Origin of the sequence: Pseudomonas sp. Larv2_ips (assembly GCF_963879675.1) — a bacterium.
In the GTDB taxonomy this organism is placed as follows: Bacteria; Pseudomonadota; Gammaproteobacteria; order Pseudomonadales; family Pseudomonadaceae; genus Aquipseudomonas.
The window spans coordinates 1,504,631-1,520,257 of sequence record NZ_CAWOAW010000014.1; the positions used below are offsets into that span (position 1 = coordinate 1,504,631).

Annotated in this window: 18 protein-coding genes and 1 pseudogene; 8 read left to right on the forward strand and 11 right to left on the reverse strand. The window is 59.0% G+C overall.

The window, feature by feature from the left end; translation table 11 throughout:
• Positions 1-4 precede the first annotated feature (4 nt).
• The 4 genes from modB to AACV02_RS13635 form a co-directional block, all read right to left on the reverse strand.
• On the reverse strand, positions 5-685 hold the full coding sequence (gene modB / locus AACV02_RS13620) for a molybdate ABC transporter permease subunit (RefSeq protein ID WP_106579147.1): 681 nt from the start codon (positions 683-685) through the stop codon (positions 5-7).
• Positions 686-1,459: a molybdate ABC transporter substrate-binding protein gene (gene modA / locus AACV02_RS13625; protein ID WP_119740287.1), complete on the reverse strand. Its 774-nt coding sequence runs from the start codon at positions 1,457-1,459 to the stop codon at positions 686-688.
• A 113-nt stretch (positions 1,460-1,572) separates the two neighbouring features.
• Entirely contained in the window at positions 1,573-2,637 is a 1,065-nt protein-coding gene (locus AACV02_RS13630) for an NAD(P)H-dependent flavin oxidoreductase (RefSeq protein ID WP_119740289.1), read from the reverse strand.
• A 109-nt stretch (positions 2,638-2,746) separates the two neighbouring features.
• Positions 2,747-3,625, reverse strand: coding sequence for an alpha/beta fold hydrolase (locus tag AACV02_RS13635; RefSeq protein WP_119740291.1), 879 nt, complete (start codon positions 3,623-3,625; stop codon positions 2,747-2,749).
• 172 nt (positions 3,626-3,797) lie between these two features.
• Here AACV02_RS13635 and AACV02_RS13640 point away from each other — a divergent pair, with 172 nt between their 5' ends.
• Complete coding sequence (locus AACV02_RS13640; protein ID WP_119740293.1) at positions 3,798-4,388, forward strand: CGNR zinc finger domain-containing protein; 591 nt, start codon at positions 3,798-3,800, stop codon at positions 4,386-4,388.
• A 145-nt stretch (positions 4,389-4,533) separates the two neighbouring features.
• On the opposite strand, the pseudogene ada reads toward AACV02_RS13640, so the two are convergent.
• From ada to AACV02_RS13660, 4 genes and pseudogenes are all read right to left on the reverse strand, one after another.
• Positions 4,534-5,579 (reverse strand): annotated as a pseudogene (ada, locus tag AACV02_RS13645) (bifunctional DNA-binding transcriptional regulator/O6-methylguanine-DNA methyltransferase Ada).
• Between the two features lie 75 nt (positions 5,580-5,654).
• Positions 5,655-6,320 carry a DNA oxidative demethylase AlkB gene (alkB, locus tag AACV02_RS13650; RefSeq protein WP_119740296.1) on the reverse strand — a complete coding sequence of 222 codons (666 nt, stop codon included), beginning with the start codon at positions 6,318-6,320 and terminating at the stop codon, positions 5,655-5,657.
• Positions 6,321-6,323: 3 nt separating this feature from the next.
• Positions 6,324-6,491: a hypothetical protein gene (locus AACV02_RS13655; protein ID WP_177413695.1), complete on the reverse strand. Its 168-nt coding sequence runs from the start codon at positions 6,489-6,491 to the stop codon at positions 6,324-6,326.
• Positions 6,492-6,516: 25 nt separating this feature from the next.
• Entirely contained in the window at positions 6,517-6,819 is a 303-nt protein-coding gene (locus tag AACV02_RS13660; protein ID WP_003173824.1) for a DUF1883 domain-containing protein, read from the reverse strand.
• A gap of 212 nt (positions 6,820-7,031) precedes the next feature.
• On the opposite strand from AACV02_RS13660, the gene AACV02_RS13665 reads away from it, so the two are divergent.
• Together AACV02_RS13665 and AACV02_RS13670 are read left to right on the forward strand one after the other, a co-directional pair.
• Positions 7,032-7,382 carry a hypothetical protein gene (locus tag AACV02_RS13665; RefSeq protein ID WP_106579154.1) on the forward strand — a complete coding sequence of 117 codons (351 nt, stop codon included), beginning with the start codon at positions 7,032-7,034 and terminating at the stop codon, positions 7,380-7,382.
• A gap of 279 nt (positions 7,383-7,661) precedes the next feature.
• Positions 7,662-7,892 (forward strand): hypothetical protein, encoded by a 231-nt coding sequence (locus tag AACV02_RS13670; protein WP_106579155.1) that lies wholly within the window; start codon positions 7,662-7,664, stop codon positions 7,890-7,892.
• A gap of 7 nt (positions 7,893-7,899) precedes the next feature.
• Here the strand turns inward: AACV02_RS13670 and AACV02_RS13675 are convergent, their stop codons facing one another.
• Both AACV02_RS13675 and AACV02_RS13680 read right to left on the reverse strand, forming a co-directional pair.
• Complete coding sequence (locus AACV02_RS13675; RefSeq protein ID WP_106579156.1) at positions 7,900-8,184, reverse strand: hypothetical protein; 285 nt, start codon at positions 8,182-8,184, stop codon at positions 7,900-7,902.
• 145 nt (positions 8,185-8,329) lie between these two features.
• Positions 8,330-8,515 (reverse strand): hypothetical protein, encoded by a 186-nt coding sequence (locus tag AACV02_RS13680; RefSeq protein WP_028616218.1) that lies wholly within the window; start codon positions 8,513-8,515, stop codon positions 8,330-8,332.
• Between the two features lie 309 nt (positions 8,516-8,824).
• Between AACV02_RS13680 and galU the strand changes: the two genes are divergently transcribed.
• Together galU and gorA are read left to right on the forward strand one after the other, a co-directional pair.
• Entirely contained in the window at positions 8,825-9,664 is an 840-nt protein-coding gene (galU, locus tag AACV02_RS13685; protein ID WP_003230743.1) for a UTP--glucose-1-phosphate uridylyltransferase GalU, read from the forward strand.
• A gap of 104 nt (positions 9,665-9,768) precedes the next feature.
• Complete coding sequence (gorA, locus tag AACV02_RS13690) at positions 9,769-11,127, forward strand: glutathione-disulfide reductase (RefSeq protein ID WP_119740299.1); 1,359 nt, start codon at positions 9,769-9,771, stop codon at positions 11,125-11,127.
• Here the strand turns inward: gorA and AACV02_RS13695 are convergent, their stop codons facing one another.
• Entirely contained in the window at positions 11,128-12,135 is a 1,008-nt protein-coding gene (locus tag AACV02_RS13695) for a DNA-binding protein (protein WP_119740301.1), read from the reverse strand.
• A 169-nt stretch (positions 12,136-12,304) separates the two neighbouring features.
• Between AACV02_RS13695 and AACV02_RS13700 the strand changes: the two genes are divergently transcribed.
• From AACV02_RS13700 to ahpF, 3 genes are all read left to right on the forward strand, one after another.
• Positions 12,305-13,237 (forward strand): site-specific integrase, encoded by a 933-nt coding sequence (locus AACV02_RS13700; protein WP_119740304.1) that lies wholly within the window; start codon positions 12,305-12,307, stop codon positions 13,235-13,237.
• 133 nt (positions 13,238-13,370) lie between these two features.
• Positions 13,371-13,934: an alkyl hydroperoxide reductase subunit C gene (gene ahpC / locus AACV02_RS13705; RefSeq protein ID WP_053255965.1), complete on the forward strand. Its 564-nt coding sequence runs from the start codon at positions 13,371-13,373 to the stop codon at positions 13,932-13,934.
• Positions 13,935-14,061: 127 nt separating this feature from the next.
• A complete protein-coding gene (ahpF, locus tag AACV02_RS13710) occupies positions 14,062-15,627 on the forward strand; it encodes an alkyl hydroperoxide reductase subunit F (protein WP_119740306.1) in 1,566 nt (521 codons plus the stop codon).

Sequence of the window (15,627 nt, forward strand, 5' to 3'; positions counted from 1 at the left end):
GCGATCAGCTCCAGCCCATCTTGGTTTTACGGCTGGAGTAAAGCGCCAGCAACACGAGGAAGGCGAACACCACCATGGAGCCGGCCAGCCAGTGCGCCTGGGCGTATTCCATGGCTTCGACGTGGTCGTAGATCTGCACCGAGACCACGCGGGTTTTGTTGGGGATATTGCCGCCGATCATCAGCACCACGCCGAATTCACCGACGGTGTGCGCAAAGCCGAGAATCGACGCGGTGATAAACCCCGGGCGGGCCAGGGGCAGGATCACCGTGAAAAAGGTGTCCCACGGATTGGCGCGCAAGGTCGCGGCCACTTCCAGTGGGCGGGTGCCGATGGCGCCGAAGGCGTTTTGCAATGGCTGCACCACAAACGGCATGGAGTAGATCACCGAGCCCAGTACCAGCCCGGTGAAGCTGAAGGTCAGGGTGCCCAGGCCCAGCCATTGGGTGAATTGGCCGAAATACCCATTGGGCCCCATGGTCAACAGCAGGTAAAACCCGATGACCGTTGGCGGTAATACCAACGGCAGGGCGACGATTGCGCCGATGGGGCCGCGCCACCAGGAACGGGTGCGCGACAGCCACAGGGCAATCGGAGTGCCGATGACCAGCAGGATCACAGTGGTCAGTGACGCCAGTTTGACCGTCAACCAGATCGCGGAAAAATCGGCACTCGACAGCGGCATTTACTGGGCCAGCTCATAACCGTAGGACTTGATCACCGCAGCGGCTTTCGGGCCCTTGAGGTAGTCGACCAGGGCTTTGGCCGCGGCACTGTCCTTGCCTTTGGTGAGGATCACCGCGTCTTGCTTGATCGGATCGTGCAACGAGGCGGGCACGATCCACGCCGAACCGCTGGTGACTTTGCCGTCCTTGTAGATCTGCGACAGGGCGACGAAGCCCAGTTCAGCGTTGCCGGTGGAAACGAACTGGAAGGCTTGGGTGATGTTCTGCCCGGTGACCAGCTTGTCTGCGACCTGCTCGCTCAGACCTTCCTTGGCCAGCACTTGAGTGGCGGCGAGGCCATAGGGTGCAGTTTTGGGGTCGGCGATCGACAAGTGCTGGTACTGGTTTTTCTTCAGCACCTCGCCTTTGGCATCGACGTAGCCTTCCTTGGCCGACCACAGCGCCAGGGTGCCGACCGCGTAGGTGAAGCGCGAACCTTTGACGGTCGCGCCTTCGTCATCGAGCTTTTTAGGCGTGGTGTCATCTGCGCTGAGGAACACTTCGAACGGCGCGCCGTTCTTGATCTGCGTATAGAACTGGCCAGTAGCGCCATAGGCCGCAACCAGTTTGTGGCCGGTGTCTTTCTCGAAGTCGGCGGCGATCGCCTGGATCGGCGCGGTGAAGTTGGCAGCCACGGCCACCTGCACTTCGTCGGCCTGCGCCGAGCCCAGGGCAAAGGCCGCGATCAGGGTGGCGAGGGCTGTGGGGGCCAGACGTGAGGCGCGGATCATCATGAAGCAGCTCCTTTGAGGATGTACGGCTTGTTATAGATAGAAGGCTTTACCGCTATGTAGAGGAATATATAGCGGTTAGCCATCGCCGGTACAGCGCAAAGTTGCCCGCGGCATCAGTTGTGCTTGAGCTTTGCCAGCGCCTGCGCGGCCAGCTCGCGAGTCAGGTCGTAAGTAGATGCATCTTTGCACAAGCGCAGTGCCTGGCCCGACCACAGGTTGCTGAAACCCGCCTCGTCCTTGGCCTTGAGCGGCATCAGGGCACCACCGGACGTGGGGAAGGCAGGCGCCGCCGGATTGATCGCACCCAGTTCACGCATCACGCGGTTGACGATGCCGCGCGCCGGGCGGCCGGTGAACAGGTTGGTCAGCGCGGTTTCGCTGGCCTGGGCTTGACGCAACGCAGAGTAGTGGGAGGCGCTGACGTTGGCTTCGGGTGTAAACAGGTAGGCGGTGCCGATTTGTACGGCTGATGCGCCCAGAGCAAGGGCCGCGACAATGCCGCGCGCATCAGCAATACCGCCGGCCGCAATCACGGGCACGCTGACGGCGTCGACGATCTGCGGTACCAGCGCCATCAAGCCGATCTGGGTATTGAGATCGTCGCTGAGAAACAAGCCGCGATGCCCGCCGGCCTCAATTCCCATCGCGATGATTGCATCGCACCCATGCTGTTCCAGCCAGACCGCTTCTTCCACGGTGGTGGCGGATGACAGCACCTTGGCGCCGGTGGCTTTTACCCGGTCGAGCAAGGTTTTTTCCGGCAGGCCAAAGTGAAAGCTCACCACCTCGGGGCGAAACGCCTCGACCACCTGGCAGGCGGCCTCATTAAAGGGCGCGCGGTTGGAAACGGGTGTTGGCGCATCGAAATCGGCGCCCAGTTCGCGGTAGTAGGGTTGCAACAAGTCCTTCCAGCGACGGTCGCCGGCCTCGTCGGCGTCGGGCGGTCGATGGCAGAAGAAATTCACGTTGATGGGGCGCGTACCAGCCTGGCGGATCGTGCTCAAGGCTTCGCGCAGTTGCTCGATGGTCAGCGCTGCGGCGGGCATCGAGCCCAGCGCACCCGCTTCATTGGCGGCAATCACCATGGCGGCGGTCGTAGCGCCGGCCATGGGGGCCTGGATGATGGGCAGTTGGATGCCCAGCAGGTCGATGATGCGCGAGTCTGGCCAGGTGCTCATGGGATGCGTCTCCAGCGTGAGTAGGACTTTGCGCTGTTTTAACAGGGCCATTGGCACCCGGCCAGTCCGTATTATTCACTGGACGAGGGCAGGGTTTCGTGCAGCGCCATCAGTCGATGGCATGCCCCAGCACCGCGTGAATGCGCTCGGCAATATGGGCCGCATGGGTTTCCAGGGCAAAGTGGCCGGTGTCCAGCAGTTCAACCACCGCGTTGGCGTTGTCGCCCTTGTAGGCATGGGCGCCAGGCGGGATGAAAAACGGATCGTTCTGGCCCCAGATCACCAGCGTCGGCACTTGGCTGGCTTTGAAAAATGCCTGGAACGCCGGGTACAGCGTGAGGTTATTGCGGTAGTCGAGAAACAGGTCCAGCTGGATTTCGTCGTTACCCGGGCGTTGCATCAACAGCACGTCCAGCATGTAGGACTCCGGTGCGACCAACTCCGGCTGACTCACCCCATGCAAGTACTGGTAGCGCGTGCCTTCCAGGCTGATGACCGCGTTGCGGATCACCTCGCGATTGGCTGTGCTCGCGTCCGCCCAGTAGGCGCGAATCGGCGCCCAGGCATCGCCCAGCCCTTCCAGATACGCGTTGCCGTTTTGCGAGACCAGCGCGCTGACCCGTTCCGGATGCGCCACCGCCAGTCGCAGGCCCACGGGTGCACCGTAATCGAATACGTACAGGGCGAAGCGGCTCAGTTTCAGCGCATCGACGAAATGCCCGACGCTGATCGCCAGGTTATCGAAGCTGTACAGGTAATCGCGCTCGACGGGCACCTCGGTGAAGCCGAAACCGGGCAAATCGGGGGCGATGACCCGAAAGCGCGTGGCGAGCAGCGGAATGAGGTCGCGGTACATGTGCGACGAGCTGGGGAACCCGTGCAGCAGCAACATGACCGGAGCCGAAGGATCGCCGGCTTCACGGTAGAACATGCGCACACCATCGACATCAACGTGCTGGTAGCGAACGACGGGGGTTGCGATAGACATGATGAGGACACCTCTGTAACTGGATTGACTGGTAATACGGGTTACTGATTTAAAAGCTGCGCCCAAAAATGTAACCTGTCAAACCAATTATTACGGTTATCTTTTTTCATGCTGTAACTATCCAGGGGCAAAAATAGCAGTTACGATTGCGCGGTGCTCAAGAGGACAAATCATGGCCACCCTTACGCCCCATGCGCCACCATCACAACCCTATGTACTGGCCGATGAGCCGGTGCTGGACATGCTCAATACCCTGGCGAATATCGACGGCCAGCCGGTGGATTTCTGGCACACCGACGCCGACGTTGCGCATTGGCTGGTGCGCCTGGAGTGGGTAGCGCAAGCGAGCATTCCCACATTTGAAGAAGGCGCATTGCTGGGAGCTGCACGCCAACTGCGCGAGGTAGTCCGTGAACTGGTGGCTGCGCGCAAGAACGGTGAGACGGGCGACCCTGCGGTGCTCAACGGTTTTTTACGCAAAGCGGTCAGCTATCCGCAGTTGGTCTGGCCTGCGTCCGGGCAGCCTCAACTGGAGCGCCAGCGCAAGCAACAGACGGCGGAGCAGTTTTTGTCGCCGATTGCCGAAGCAGCGGCTCAGTTATTGGTGGCCGGCGATTTCAGCTTGATTCGCCGCTGCGAGCATCCGGAATGTGTCCTGTGGTTTTATGACCGGACCAAAGCGCACAAGCGCCGTTGGTGCAGCATGGCGTTGTGTGGCAACCGGCATAAAGTCGCGCAGTTTCGTAAACGCAAGGCCTTGTAAACGCACACTGGCGCTATAAAAGGAGAGGGCGGTGCAGGCAATTTCGGGTGGCCGGGATTAACCTGGGCGCACGTAATGCGGATGAAGGTCCGACCTCCGGCGCACAACGTCGGACCGGTGTGCTGCTGTTTTGTGCGCTGAGTCTTTACTGACTTTCCCGCTCCAGCAGCTGCCGCTTGCGCTCAACCCCCCAACGGTACCCGGAGAGCTCGCCATTGCTGCGTACGACGCGATGGCAGGGGATCGCCACTGCCAGGTGATTGGCGCCACACAGGCCTGGGCCACTGCGCGAAAGGACGTGGGCGCGCCGATACGCTGGGCGATCTGCGCGTAGCTGGCCGTGCTGCCCACCGGAATGTCGCGCAGTGCCTGCCACACACGCTCCTGAAAGGCGGTCCCGCGCAAGTCCAGGGGCAAATTCAGGCCCAGCGCCGGTGCTTCGACAAAGCCCACGACCTGGGCGATCAATTGCTCGAAATGCCGATCCGCGCCGACCAACTCGGCCTTGGGAAATTGATCCTGCAGGTCGCGCACCAGCGTGTCCGGATCGTCTCCCAGCAAAATCGCACACACGCCCCGTTGGCTCTGCGCCACCAGAATGGCCCCCAGCGAGCACTGGCCCACGGCAAAATGGATCTCGCTGTTAGTGCCGCCGGCCTTGTAATCGCTGGGTTTCATGCCGAGTAACTGATCGGCGGATTCATAAAAGCGGCTGTTTGAATTAAAGCCTGCGCCGTACACCGCGTCCGTCACGGAATGCTCGCCCTTGAGGCCAACGCGTACTTTGCGTGAGCGAAGGGCGCTGGCGTAGCCCTTGGGCGTCAGGCCGGTGATGGTTTTGAAGACGCGATGGAAATGGAACGAACTCAACCCGGCCAGGCGCGCAAGTACGTCCAGGCTGGGCGGTGTTTCGGCGTGCTCTATATGCCTGCAAGCATCGGCGACTATTTGCGCGTGGTGCGCGGCCAATTGGGTCTGGTCGCCCGCGGCGCGTTTACTCGGCCTATAACCCGCCGCTTCGGCCTGGGCGGGGGAGTCAAAAAATTCGACGTTCTCCGGCCGTGGCAAGCGCGAGGCGCTGCTGGGACGGCAATAAACGCCGGTGGTCTTTACGCCGTAGACAAACAGCGCGTCGGCCTTGGCGTCGCGGGCAACGATGGCGGCCCAGCGAGGGTCTTGTTGGTTGTTCATGGCCTGCACTCTTGACGGGTCACGGGCAGATTAACCGCGCGGGTTGCGCTCGACACTCCGAAGCTTGCGGTCAAATCAACCGGCCGTGCGGAAAGTCAGGTTGATACGTTGTGGTCCCATCACCGGATGCACACCTTCCTTGATCGGCATCACCCCATGAAAACGCAAGCGATCGACGCCACCCCAGACCACGACATCGCCGTGAAACAGCGAGATTTTCTGCGTGCGGTTGCCACGCTCATGCCCACCGAACAGGAAAACAGCCGGCAGCCCGAGGGACACGGACACCACCGGGGCGCTATAGCAACGTTCGTTTTTGTCCTGGTGCAGCGACATTTTGGCCCCGGGCACATAACGGTTGATCAGGCAGGCATCCGGGGAAAAGTCATTGAAGCCGGCCTCTGCGGCCGCCAGCCTGGCAAGCTCGCGCAAAGCGTCCGGCATTGCCGGCCAGGGTTGCAGGCTGCGCGGATCAACCGGGCTGTATCGATAGCCAGAGCTGTCGGTGGTCCAGCCCAGTGCGCCGCAACTGCTCAGGGCCGCCGACATGGTAAATCCGCCGGGTGTGACCATCTGCCGAAACGGGGATTGAGCCAATACGCGCCGCAGCTCAGGTAGCAGGCGATCAATCCAGGGCAGGGCGTAGCCCCTCAGCACGTAAGACTCTTCGCCGATCTGCTCGCGCCCGGCCGGTTGTTGCAGCGCATCGTCGGCGAACAGATCCGCCGTAGGGCCGGACATGGCTTACAGCGCCTTGCTCACAGTGATGTCGGTGATTTCGTCACTGGCATCGTGGATTTTCGCCAGCGCCTGCTGGGCTTCTTCGACACTGTTGGTGCGCAATTGCGCGAACTCAAAGCGACGTTCGCCGTTGAGTTTGTACTTGATGACGTATTTGGTTGTGGTAGTCACAGTGTTTTCCTGTCGAGTGTTCGGGTCAGCTCAGTTTGGTACTGGTGCGGCGAACGATGCGAATTTTGTGCGACAACGCGGGCTTGCGCGTAACGCTGATGGCGCGGCGTGTCACTACATCCAGGGTGATGTTCCAGAAACCGGTGCTGGGGGCGGTGATTTTTGCCGGGAACTTGTCGAATGCGCCGCCGTGATAGGTGTGGCGGCCGCCGTTCTTGAAGCTGCGAAAATTGGCGTCGCTCATCAGGCGAATGTTGCACGTCTGTGAGCATTCAATGACAACGATGTCGCCCTCGTTGAGGTGCTCGCGCTGGTGGATGAATTTCATGGGGTGTCTCCAGAAGGGCTTTTTCTGAAAAATCAGAATGATACGTAGGTTAAGATAGAGTTTATCAGCCCCAGCGCGTTTATTATCGGGTCGTCGTCGACGACTTCGACAATTTAAAACAGTTATTTCCCGAGTTTTTAGAGATAAATCCTACATTGGCGGGAGAAATTTACTCTCTACGCTGTCGTAGGATCTTTATCGGAGGTTTAAGTATGAAGTGGAGTGTGTTGGTTCTGGCCTTGGCCTTAGGTGGGTGTGCTTCGGTTGCAGATATCAAGCAGACCCCGCCAACATTGGTGGTCATTTCAGGTAAAAAACCGCCGGAATACGCCGCGTGTGTCGTGCGCAAGCTCGCCGCCACCCGCAGACCGCCGCAGATCGAGCCTCACAAGGACGGTGTACAGGTGATTGTGCCGCAGAAATTCTCGGCTGACCCGTCGGCGATCTTCGAGATTGAAGAGCGCTCCAGCGGCAGCAGTATCAAACTTTACGAAAGCATGTCGAACGTGCCCATTCGACCTGGTGATGTGAAAAAAGCCGCAGAGGATTGCATCTCCGGCTGAGCCCCAGCCTCATTGGGCGCTTGAATCCGATAAAAAGCCTGACGCTGCACTGCAGCGTCAGGTTTTTTTTGCAGTCATTTTGGGTGTTTTCGCAAAAGGTCCATTCCCCAACCGTTTGTAAGCTTATGCGCTTGCGATCTAAACCTATAACTCTAAAAATGCAGCCGTGATGAGCGTGTTGATCGGGCAAGGCATCCGTTAAACTGTTGGGCATTCAATGCAAAAAATGCCGCGCAACCTCCTGGATGCGCGGCATTTGTCTTTTTCTGGAAAACCGTCATGAAGCGTGAACACGTCAAAGCCCGCCAGGCCGAGGGTCAGATTTCGGCCACCCATGTCATTCAGAACCCTGCCGATCTTGGCGAGTGGATCGTGTTTTTCAAGAAAAGCGGCGGACGCAGTTTTTTTCTGGTGGACGAGCAGGACGAAGTCGAGTCATTCGCGCGCCTGGATGACCTCATTGAGCTTCTGCGCGGGCTGGGCATCAAGTTCGCCGAAATTCACCTGTAGCCGTTGGCTATTTGCACACGACCACTACGCTTCGGCTCTTGAAGTTGCCTACATCTTTGCCCAGGGTCTTGTCGTCTTCCTTGAGCGAGGGCGTGCCTTCGGTGCCGACGATACGGTAGCCGGTGCCCGCGCAGGAGGCGTCGGCTTTCTCGTAGCAGCTGGCCCACGAGTTGGCTTCGCCCGAGCAGTCGATGGTCAGGCCTTGTTCGCCATTTTTCAGAAAGGTGTCGGAGGTCGTGGTGCAGCCGGTCATCAGCGCCAGGGCCGCAGTCAGTGCCAGAATCTTGTTCATGAGTTGAGTCGTCGTCGAGGGTGTTGGAGGGAGCGCTGACACTGTCGTGGGGCGTTCGCAGCAGATTATAGCGAACTGCCACCTAGGTACAGACAAACACAAAAAAGCCCCGTCAAACGGGGCTTTTTGCGCAAGTCGCTCTGGCTTACTTGCCTTTGGGTCTTTTGCTCGATGCGTGGCCGGCTTCGTCCACAAACACTTCGGCTACCGCAATAGCCTGGCTTTCAGTCGGGAATACCCCGGCAACGCTGTCACCGTGAAAGTTGATCAAGTGCCAGCCGTCTGCTCGCTGTGTGATCAGGTAGCCGTTTACGCCTTTTGGTTCTGACATCTATTAACAATCTCGTGGTCTGGTTCAAGCGGCTCATGATAGCGCCAAATGCCGGGGGAAAGCGCAAGTTGTTGCAGGTCAGTGTGACGCATGGCAAAGCGTGCTAAAACAGTTACACCCCTTTTAATCATTGGGGGATGGCATGTTTTGCCGAACCGCTGGGCACGCTCTTGGCAGGATCAGCGGAACTTACGCCGACATTTTTTCTCTATGATGACATCGCAACGCCAGCAGGACCCATTGTAAGGTGACTGCGGCCTCATTAGACTGCGCCGAATTCCGTACGCACAGCCCTTTGTAAGGACTCATATGATCAAGAAATGCTTGTTCCCAGCAGCCGGTTACGGCACTCGCTTCTTGCCAGCGACCAAAGCCATGCCCAAAGAGATGCTGCCGGTGGTGAACAAGCCACTGATTCAGTACGGCGTCGAAGAGGCATTGGATGCCGGTCTGAACGAAATCTCCATCGTCACCGGCCGTGGTAAGCGCGCACTCGAAGACCACTTCGACATCAGCTACGAGCTGGAAAACCAGATCAAGGGCACCGACAAGGAAAAATACCTGGTCGGTATCCGCAAATTGCTCGACGAGTGCTCGTTCTCCTACACCCGTCAAACCCAGATGAAAGGCCTCGGCCACGCGATCCTCACCGGCCGCCCGCTGATCGGTGACGAACCGTTCGCCGTGGTACTGGCGGACGACCTGTGCGTCAACCTGGAAGGCGACGGCGTACTGACCCAAATGGTCAAGCTGTACCAGAAATACCGCTGCACCATCGTTGCGGTGATGGAAGTCAATCCGGCCGAAACCAACAAGTACGGCGTGATCGCCGGTGACGACATTGGTGATGGCCTGATCCGCGTACGCGACATGGTCGAGAAGCCAGCGCCGGAAGACGCGCCGTCGAACCTCGCGATCATCGGCCGTTACATCCTGACGCCGGACATCTTCAAGCTGATCGAAGAAACCGAGCCGGGCAAGGGTGGCGAGATCCAGATCACCGACGCCCTGTTGAAGCAAGCCAAAGACGGCTGCGTGATTGCCTACAAGTTCAAAGGTCAGCGTTTTGACTGCGGTGGCGCTGAAGGCTACATCGAGGCGACCAACTTCTGCTACGAGCACTTCTACAAGACTGGCAAGGCTTACTGATTCACGCTTGCTGAGTGTTTTAAGAGAAAGCCACCCTCGGGTGGCTTTTTCGTTTTTCAGCCCCATCTAAATCGGTATGCTGATGACCTGCCGAGGAGAGTGAAATGGCCTACGATTTTGACCTGTATGTAATTGGCGCCGGTTCTGGCGGTGTTCGCGCGGCGCGTTTTGCCGCTGGCTTTGGCGCCAAGGTGGCCGTGGCGGAAAGCCGCTACCTGGGCGGCACGTGCGTTAACGTCGGTTGCGTGCCGAAAAAACTGTTGGTGTACGGCGCGCATTTCGCCGAAGACTTCGAGCAAGCGAGCGGTTTCGGCTGGTCGCTGGGGGAGGCTGACTTTGATTGGGCGACCCTGATCGCCAACAAGGATCGCGAAATCAACCGCCTCAATGGCATCTATCGCAATCTGTTGGTCAACAGCGGTGTGACCCTGCATGAAGGGCATGCGCGTCTGGTGGATCCGCATCAGGTAGAGATCAACGGCGAACGTTTTACCGCCAAGCACATCCTGATCGCGACAGGTGGGTGGCCACAGATTCCGCAGATTCCAGGGCGCGAACACGCCATTGGTTCCAATGAAGCATTCTTCCTTAAGGCGCTCCCCAAGCGTGTACTGGTGGTGGGCGGTGGTTACATTGCCGTTGAGTTCGCGGGCATTTTCCATGGTTTGGGCGCGCAGACTACGCTGCTGTATCGCGGCGACCTGTTCCTGCGCGGTTTCGACGGTTCAGTGCGTACCCATCTGAAGGAAGAGCTGACCAAGCGCGGCCTGGATCTGCAGTTCAACGCTGACATCGAGCGTATCGACAAGCAAGCCGATGGCAGCCTCAAGGCCACCCTCAAAGACGGCCGCGTGCTGGAGGCCGATTGCGTGTTCTACGCCACTGGCCGCCGCCCGATGCTGGACAACCTGGGCCTTGAAAATACCGGCGTCAAGCTGGACGAGCGCGGCTTCGTTGAGGTGGATGACCTGTACCAGACCGCTGAGTCGTCGATCCTGGCGATCGGCGATGTGATCGGTCGCGTGCAATTGACGCCGGTGGCTCTGGCTGAAGGCATGGCGGTGGCACGTCGTCTGTTCAAGCCCGAGCAATACCGCCCGGTGGATTACGCGATGATCCCGACAGCGGTGTTCAGCCTCCCAAACATTGGCACTGTCGGCCTGACTGAAGAAGAAGCGAAGAAGAACGGCCACAAGGTGCAGATTTTCGAAAGCCGCTTCCGACCCATGAAGCTGACGTTGACCGATTGCCAGGAAAAAACCTTGATGAAGCTGGTGGTCGACGCCGACACCGACAAGGTATTGGGTTGCCACATGGTCGGCCCGGATGCCGGCGAGATCCTGCAAGGCCTGGCGATCGCGCTCAAGGCGGGCGCGACCAAGCAGCATTTCGATGAGACCATCGGCGTGCACCCTACGGCGGCGGAAGAATTCGTCACCATGCGCACGCCTGTGGCTGACTGATCAGGCTTGCGGTGTTGCCTCTGGCGCCGTTGCAACGACGGCCGCCAGGCGCAATGCCTCGATACTGGCCTGGGCCTTGATAAGGTCCAGTTCCAGATTTTTGTTGGCAAGCTGGTGTTCGGTCAGCGCTTCCTGGCGCGATTGGCTCTCCAGTACCGCCACCCGCAGGCGTTCCTGAAGCAGGGTGCGTTCGCTTTCAATCAGGTTTAACTGTTCGCCAAGTTTTTGCTGCAGGGCCTGGTCTTTGCGGGTTTGCGCTTGCAGCGCGGTCAGTTCCTTCAGGGTTACACGGTGTTCGATCAATAACCGCTCATTGTCGCGATGCAACTGCGTGATTTCGTCCTGGCGCACCATGGCGCTTTGCTGGGCCTGACGCAGTTCCGCCTGCACTTGTTGCAGTTGGCCTTCATGGCGTCGCTGTTCCTGCTCGCGCTGCTCCTTGATTGCAGTGCGGTAATGCTCCAACGCCTCGCGCGCGTGCAGGTGCTTTTCTTCCAGTGATCGAATCTGTTCGTCCTTGTCGGTAATCCTCAACTCGTAATCGCTGCACGCCTGGCTGAGCCCGGCGTTGCGGGTTTGCTCGGTCTGCAGACTGGTACTGACGGTCTGCAGGGCGGCGCTTTCTTCTGCCAATGCAGAGGCCTGGATATCAAATTGCTGCTTGAGCTCGGCGTGAGCCGCCTCCAGCGTCTCTACCTGGGCGAGCAGGGCGGCTTTGTGCTGTTCGAACTGCGCCAAGGCCAGGTCGATAGGTTCCTGAGCCTTCTCTTTCAAACGCAAAGCCAGCCGTGCAACCAGTTCGCCAAGCTCGTCGTCGATTGGCGCCTCGGTGATCGTCAGCCGGCTTTCGCTATCGTCCAATTCCTTCAAGTAACGATGAATCGTGGTTTTCGAGCCGGTGTTGCCCATCTCGATGCGCACCGCGTCGATGCTGGGGTTTTCGCCGCGGGCAAGGATCGCCAAGCGTGCCGTTTGAACTACTGCTTTGTTTATGCCGCCGCGAGCCATGGAGTCTCCGTCGATTTCGTACTGTGGTACAGAGTATGTATATACATACTGTAACATAAATAAAACACGTTTAAATTCATGATTTAACAGATGGGATATTGGCGTATTATCCCGTGTCATAACGGTTTTAAACGCGGATTCACCTTGCAGCAGTACGAATAGGCCTTTCATGAGCGAACTGGATCGATACCTAAACGCCGCCACGCGCGATAACACGCGCCGTAGTTACCGGGCGGCCATTGAGCACTTCGAGGTGAGTTGGGGCGGTTTCCTGCCGGCGACCAGCGACAGCGTCGCGCGCTACCTGGTGGCGCATGCCGGCGTGCTGGCGGTGAACACCTTGAAGTTGCGGCTCTCGGCACTGGCGCAATGGCACAGCAGCCAGGGGTTTCCCGACCCGACCAAGGCGCCGGTGGTGCGCAAGGTGCTCAAGGGCATTCGCGCGGTGCACCCGGTGCAGGAGAAACAGGCCGAGCCCCTGCAACTCAAGCACCTTGAGCAGGTGGTTGCATCGCTGGACGCAGAAGCGCGGCAGGCGAGCAGCGACCAGGACACGCCTCGCTTGCTGCGCGCCAAGCGCGACACCGCGCTGATCCTGCTGGGCTTCTGGAGAGGGTTTCGCAGCGACGAGTTGTGCCGCCTGCAGATCGAACACGTGCAGGCCGTACCCGGTGCTGGCATCAGCCTGTACCTGCCACGCAGCAAAAGTGATCGAGACAACCTCGGCAAAACCTACCAGACCCCGGCATTACTGCGTCTGTGCCCGGTACAGGCCTACAGCGACTGGCTCAGTGCTTCGGCGTTGGTGCGTGGCCCGGTGTTTCGTGGGATTGATCGCTGGGGCAACCTGGGCGAGGAGGGCTTGCACCCCAACAGCGTCATTCCGCTGCTGCGCCAGGCGCTGGAGCGCGCGGGTATCCCGGCTGATCAATACACCAGCCACTCCCTGCGCCGAGGCTTCGCCACCTGGGCTCATCGCAGTGGCTGGGACTTGAAGTCGCTGATGAGTTATGTCGGTTGGAACGACATGAAATCCGCCATGCGCTATGTTGAAGCGACGCCCTTTCTTGGCATGACCTTGGCGACTCAACCGTTGATTTGAGATTTCTTCTATTAATACGGTCACCTGATAGGCAAAACCAATCGTCAGCATCAGGTTTGCCAATGAGCCAACGGCCAGGAGAGTGGGTAGGATTCACCCCATCAACTTCTTAACCCCTGACGGAGAGTCAACGATGCCTATCATCAACAGCCAAGTAAAACCGTTCAAAGCAACTGCTTACAAAAACGGCAACTTCGTAGACGTGTCGGACGCTGACCTGAAAGGCAAATGGTCCGTAGTGTTCTTCTACCCAGCCGACTTCACCTTCGTTTGCCCAACCGAGCTGGAAGACCTGGCTGACAACTACGCCGAATTCCAGAAACTGGGCGTCGAAATCTACAGCGTTTCCACCGACACCCACTTTGCCCACGCTGCCTGGCACAACACTTCGCCAGCCATCGGCAAAATCCAGTACACCATGATCGGCGACCCAACCCTGACCATCTCCCGCAACTTCGACGTACTGATCGAAGAAGCTGGCCTGGCAGACCGCGGCACCTTCGTGATCGACCCAGAAGGCAAGATCAAGATCGTTGAACTGAACGACGGTGGTGTTGGCCGTGACGCTTCCGAGCTGCTGCGCAAAATCAAAGCTGCTCAATACGTAGCTGCCCACCCAGGCGAAGTATGCCCAGCCAAGTGGAAAGAAGGCGAAGCGACGTTGGCTCCGTCCCTGGACCTGGTCGGCAAGATCTAAGTCTGTGAAGCACCAAGGGCGGAACTCCGCACTTAAGTAAGCCGCAACCGCCCTCAAAACGCCCGGGCGAGATTCGCTCGGGCGTTTTTTTGTCTGCAATAAACCGAATTAATAGGAAATCGCCCGTATGTTGGACGCCAATCTTAAAGCTCAGTTGAAGTCATACCTGGAACGGGTCACCCAGCCGATCGAGATCGTCGCCTCCCTCGACGACGGTGCGAAATCCCAGGAAATGCTTGCCCTTTTGCAAGACGTAACCAGCCTCACCACGCTGATTACTCTGAAAACCGATGGCGATGATGCGCGCAAGCCGTCGTTCTCCATCAATCGCCCGGGTGCCGATATCAGCCTGCGTTTCGCCGGCATCCCTATGGGCCATGAATTCACTTCGCTGGTGCTGGCCCTGCTGCAAGTCGGTGGCCACCCGTCGAAGGCCAGTGTCGAAGTGATTGAACAGATTCGCGCCCTCAAAGGCGAGTTCAGCTTCGAGACGTACTTCTCGCTGTCCTGCCAGAACTGCCCCGACGTGGTCCAGGCACTGAACCTGATGGCCGTGCTCAACCCGAACATCCGCCACGTCGCCATCGACGGTGCGCTGTTCCAGGCTGAAGTCGATGAGCGCCAGATCATGGCGGTACCGAGTGTGTACCTCAATGGCGTGAACTTTGGTCAGGGCCGCATGGGCCTGGAAGAAATCCTCGCCAAGCTCGACACCAGCGGCATCGAAAAAGCAGCAGAAAAAATCAGCGCCAAAGACGCCTTTGATGTTCTGGTAGTCGGCGGTGGGCCAGCCGGTTCGGCGGCCGCTATCTACGCCGCACGTAAGGGCATCCGCACGGGTGTGGCGGCTGAACGCTTCGGCGGGCAAGTGCTGGACACCATGTCCATCGAGAACTTCATCTCGGTGCAGGAGACCGAAGGGCCTAAGCTGGCCAGCGCGCTGGAAGCCCACGTGCGTCAGTACGACGTGGACATCATGAACCTGCAGCGTGCCAGCAGCTTGATCCCTGCAAAAAACGCCGGTGACTTGCACGAGATTCGCTTCGAAAGTGGTGCGACCCTCAAGTCCAAGACCGTGATCCTGGCCACTGGCGCCCGCTGGCGCGAAATGGGTGTGCCGGGCGAGCAGGAATACAAAGCCAAAGGCGTGTGCTTCTGCCCGCACTGCGATGGTCCGCTGTTCAAAGGCAAGCGCGTGGCCGTGATCGGCGGTGGTAACTCTGGCGTGGAAGCGGCTATCGACCTGGCGGGTATCGTCAGCCACGTGACCTTGCTTGAATTCGACAGCAAGTTGCGCGCCGATGCCGTGTTGCAGCGCAAGCTCTACAGCCTGCCGAACGTCGACGTGATCACCAGTGCGCTGACCAGTGAAGTAAAAGGTGATGGTCAGAAAGTCACTGGCCTGGCGTACAAGGACCGCGACAGTGGCGAGTTCAAGACCCTCGACCTGGAAGGCATCTTTGTCCAGATCGGCTTGTTGCCCAACACTGACTGGCTCAAAGGCACAGTGGAGCTGACCCCACGTGGCGAGATCATTGTCGATGCGCGTGGTGAAACTTCGCTGCCAGGCGTATTCGCCGCCGGTGACGTCACCACCGTACCGTACAAGCAAATCGTGATTGCGGTAGGCGAGGGCGCCAAGGCTTCCCTGAGCGCGTTTGATCACCTGATCCGCACTTCCGCACCTGCGTAA

Coding starts and splice junctions, on each gene's coding strand:
- modB (WP_106579147.1), bottom strand. CDS start 685: ATGCCGCTGTCGAGTGCCGATTTTTCCGCGATCTGGTTGACGGTCAAA.
- modA (WP_119740287.1), bottom strand. CDS start 1,459: ATGATGATCCGCGCCTCACGTCTGGCCCCCACAGCCCTCGCCACCCTG.
- AACV02_RS13630 (WP_119740289.1), bottom strand. CDS start 2,637: ATGAGCACCTGGCCAGACTCGCGCATCATCGACCTGCTGGGCATCCAA.
- AACV02_RS13635 (WP_119740291.1), bottom strand. CDS start 3,625: ATGTCTATCGCAACCCCCGTCGTTCGCTACCAGCACGTTGATGTCGAT.
- AACV02_RS13640 (WP_119740293.1), top strand. CDS start 3,798: ATGGCCACCCTTACGCCCCATGCGCCACCATCACAACCCTATGTACTG.
- alkB (WP_119740296.1), bottom strand. CDS start 6,320: ATGTCCGGCCCTACGGCGGATCTGTTCGCCGACGATGCGCTGCAACAA.
- AACV02_RS13660 (WP_003173824.1), bottom strand. CDS start 6,819: ATGAAATTCATCCACCAGCGCGAGCACCTCAACGAGGGCGACATCGTT.
- AACV02_RS13665 (WP_106579154.1), top strand. CDS start 7,032: ATGAAGTGGAGTGTGTTGGTTCTGGCCTTGGCCTTAGGTGGGTGTGCT.
- AACV02_RS13670 (WP_106579155.1), top strand. CDS start 7,662: ATGAAGCGTGAACACGTCAAAGCCCGCCAGGCCGAGGGTCAGATTTCG.
- AACV02_RS13675 (WP_106579156.1), bottom strand. CDS start 8,184: ATGAACAAGATTCTGGCACTGACTGCGGCCCTGGCGCTGATGACCGGC.
- AACV02_RS13680 (WP_028616218.1), bottom strand. CDS start 8,515: ATGTCAGAACCAAAAGGCGTAAACGGCTACCTGATCACACAGCGAGCA.
- galU (WP_003230743.1), top strand. CDS start 8,825: ATGATCAAGAAATGCTTGTTCCCAGCAGCCGGTTACGGCACTCGCTTC.
- gorA (WP_119740299.1), top strand. CDS start 9,769: ATGGCCTACGATTTTGACCTGTATGTAATTGGCGCCGGTTCTGGCGGT.
- AACV02_RS13695 (WP_119740301.1), bottom strand. CDS start 12,135: ATGGCTCGCGGCGGCATAAACAAAGCAGTAGTTCAAACGGCACGCTTG.
- AACV02_RS13700 (WP_119740304.1), top strand. CDS start 12,305: ATGAGCGAACTGGATCGATACCTAAACGCCGCCACGCGCGATAACACG.
- ahpC (WP_053255965.1), top strand. CDS start 13,371: ATGCCTATCATCAACAGCCAAGTAAAACCGTTCAAAGCAACTGCTTAC.
- ahpF (WP_119740306.1), top strand. CDS start 14,062: ATGTTGGACGCCAATCTTAAAGCTCAGTTGAAGTCATACCTGGAACGG.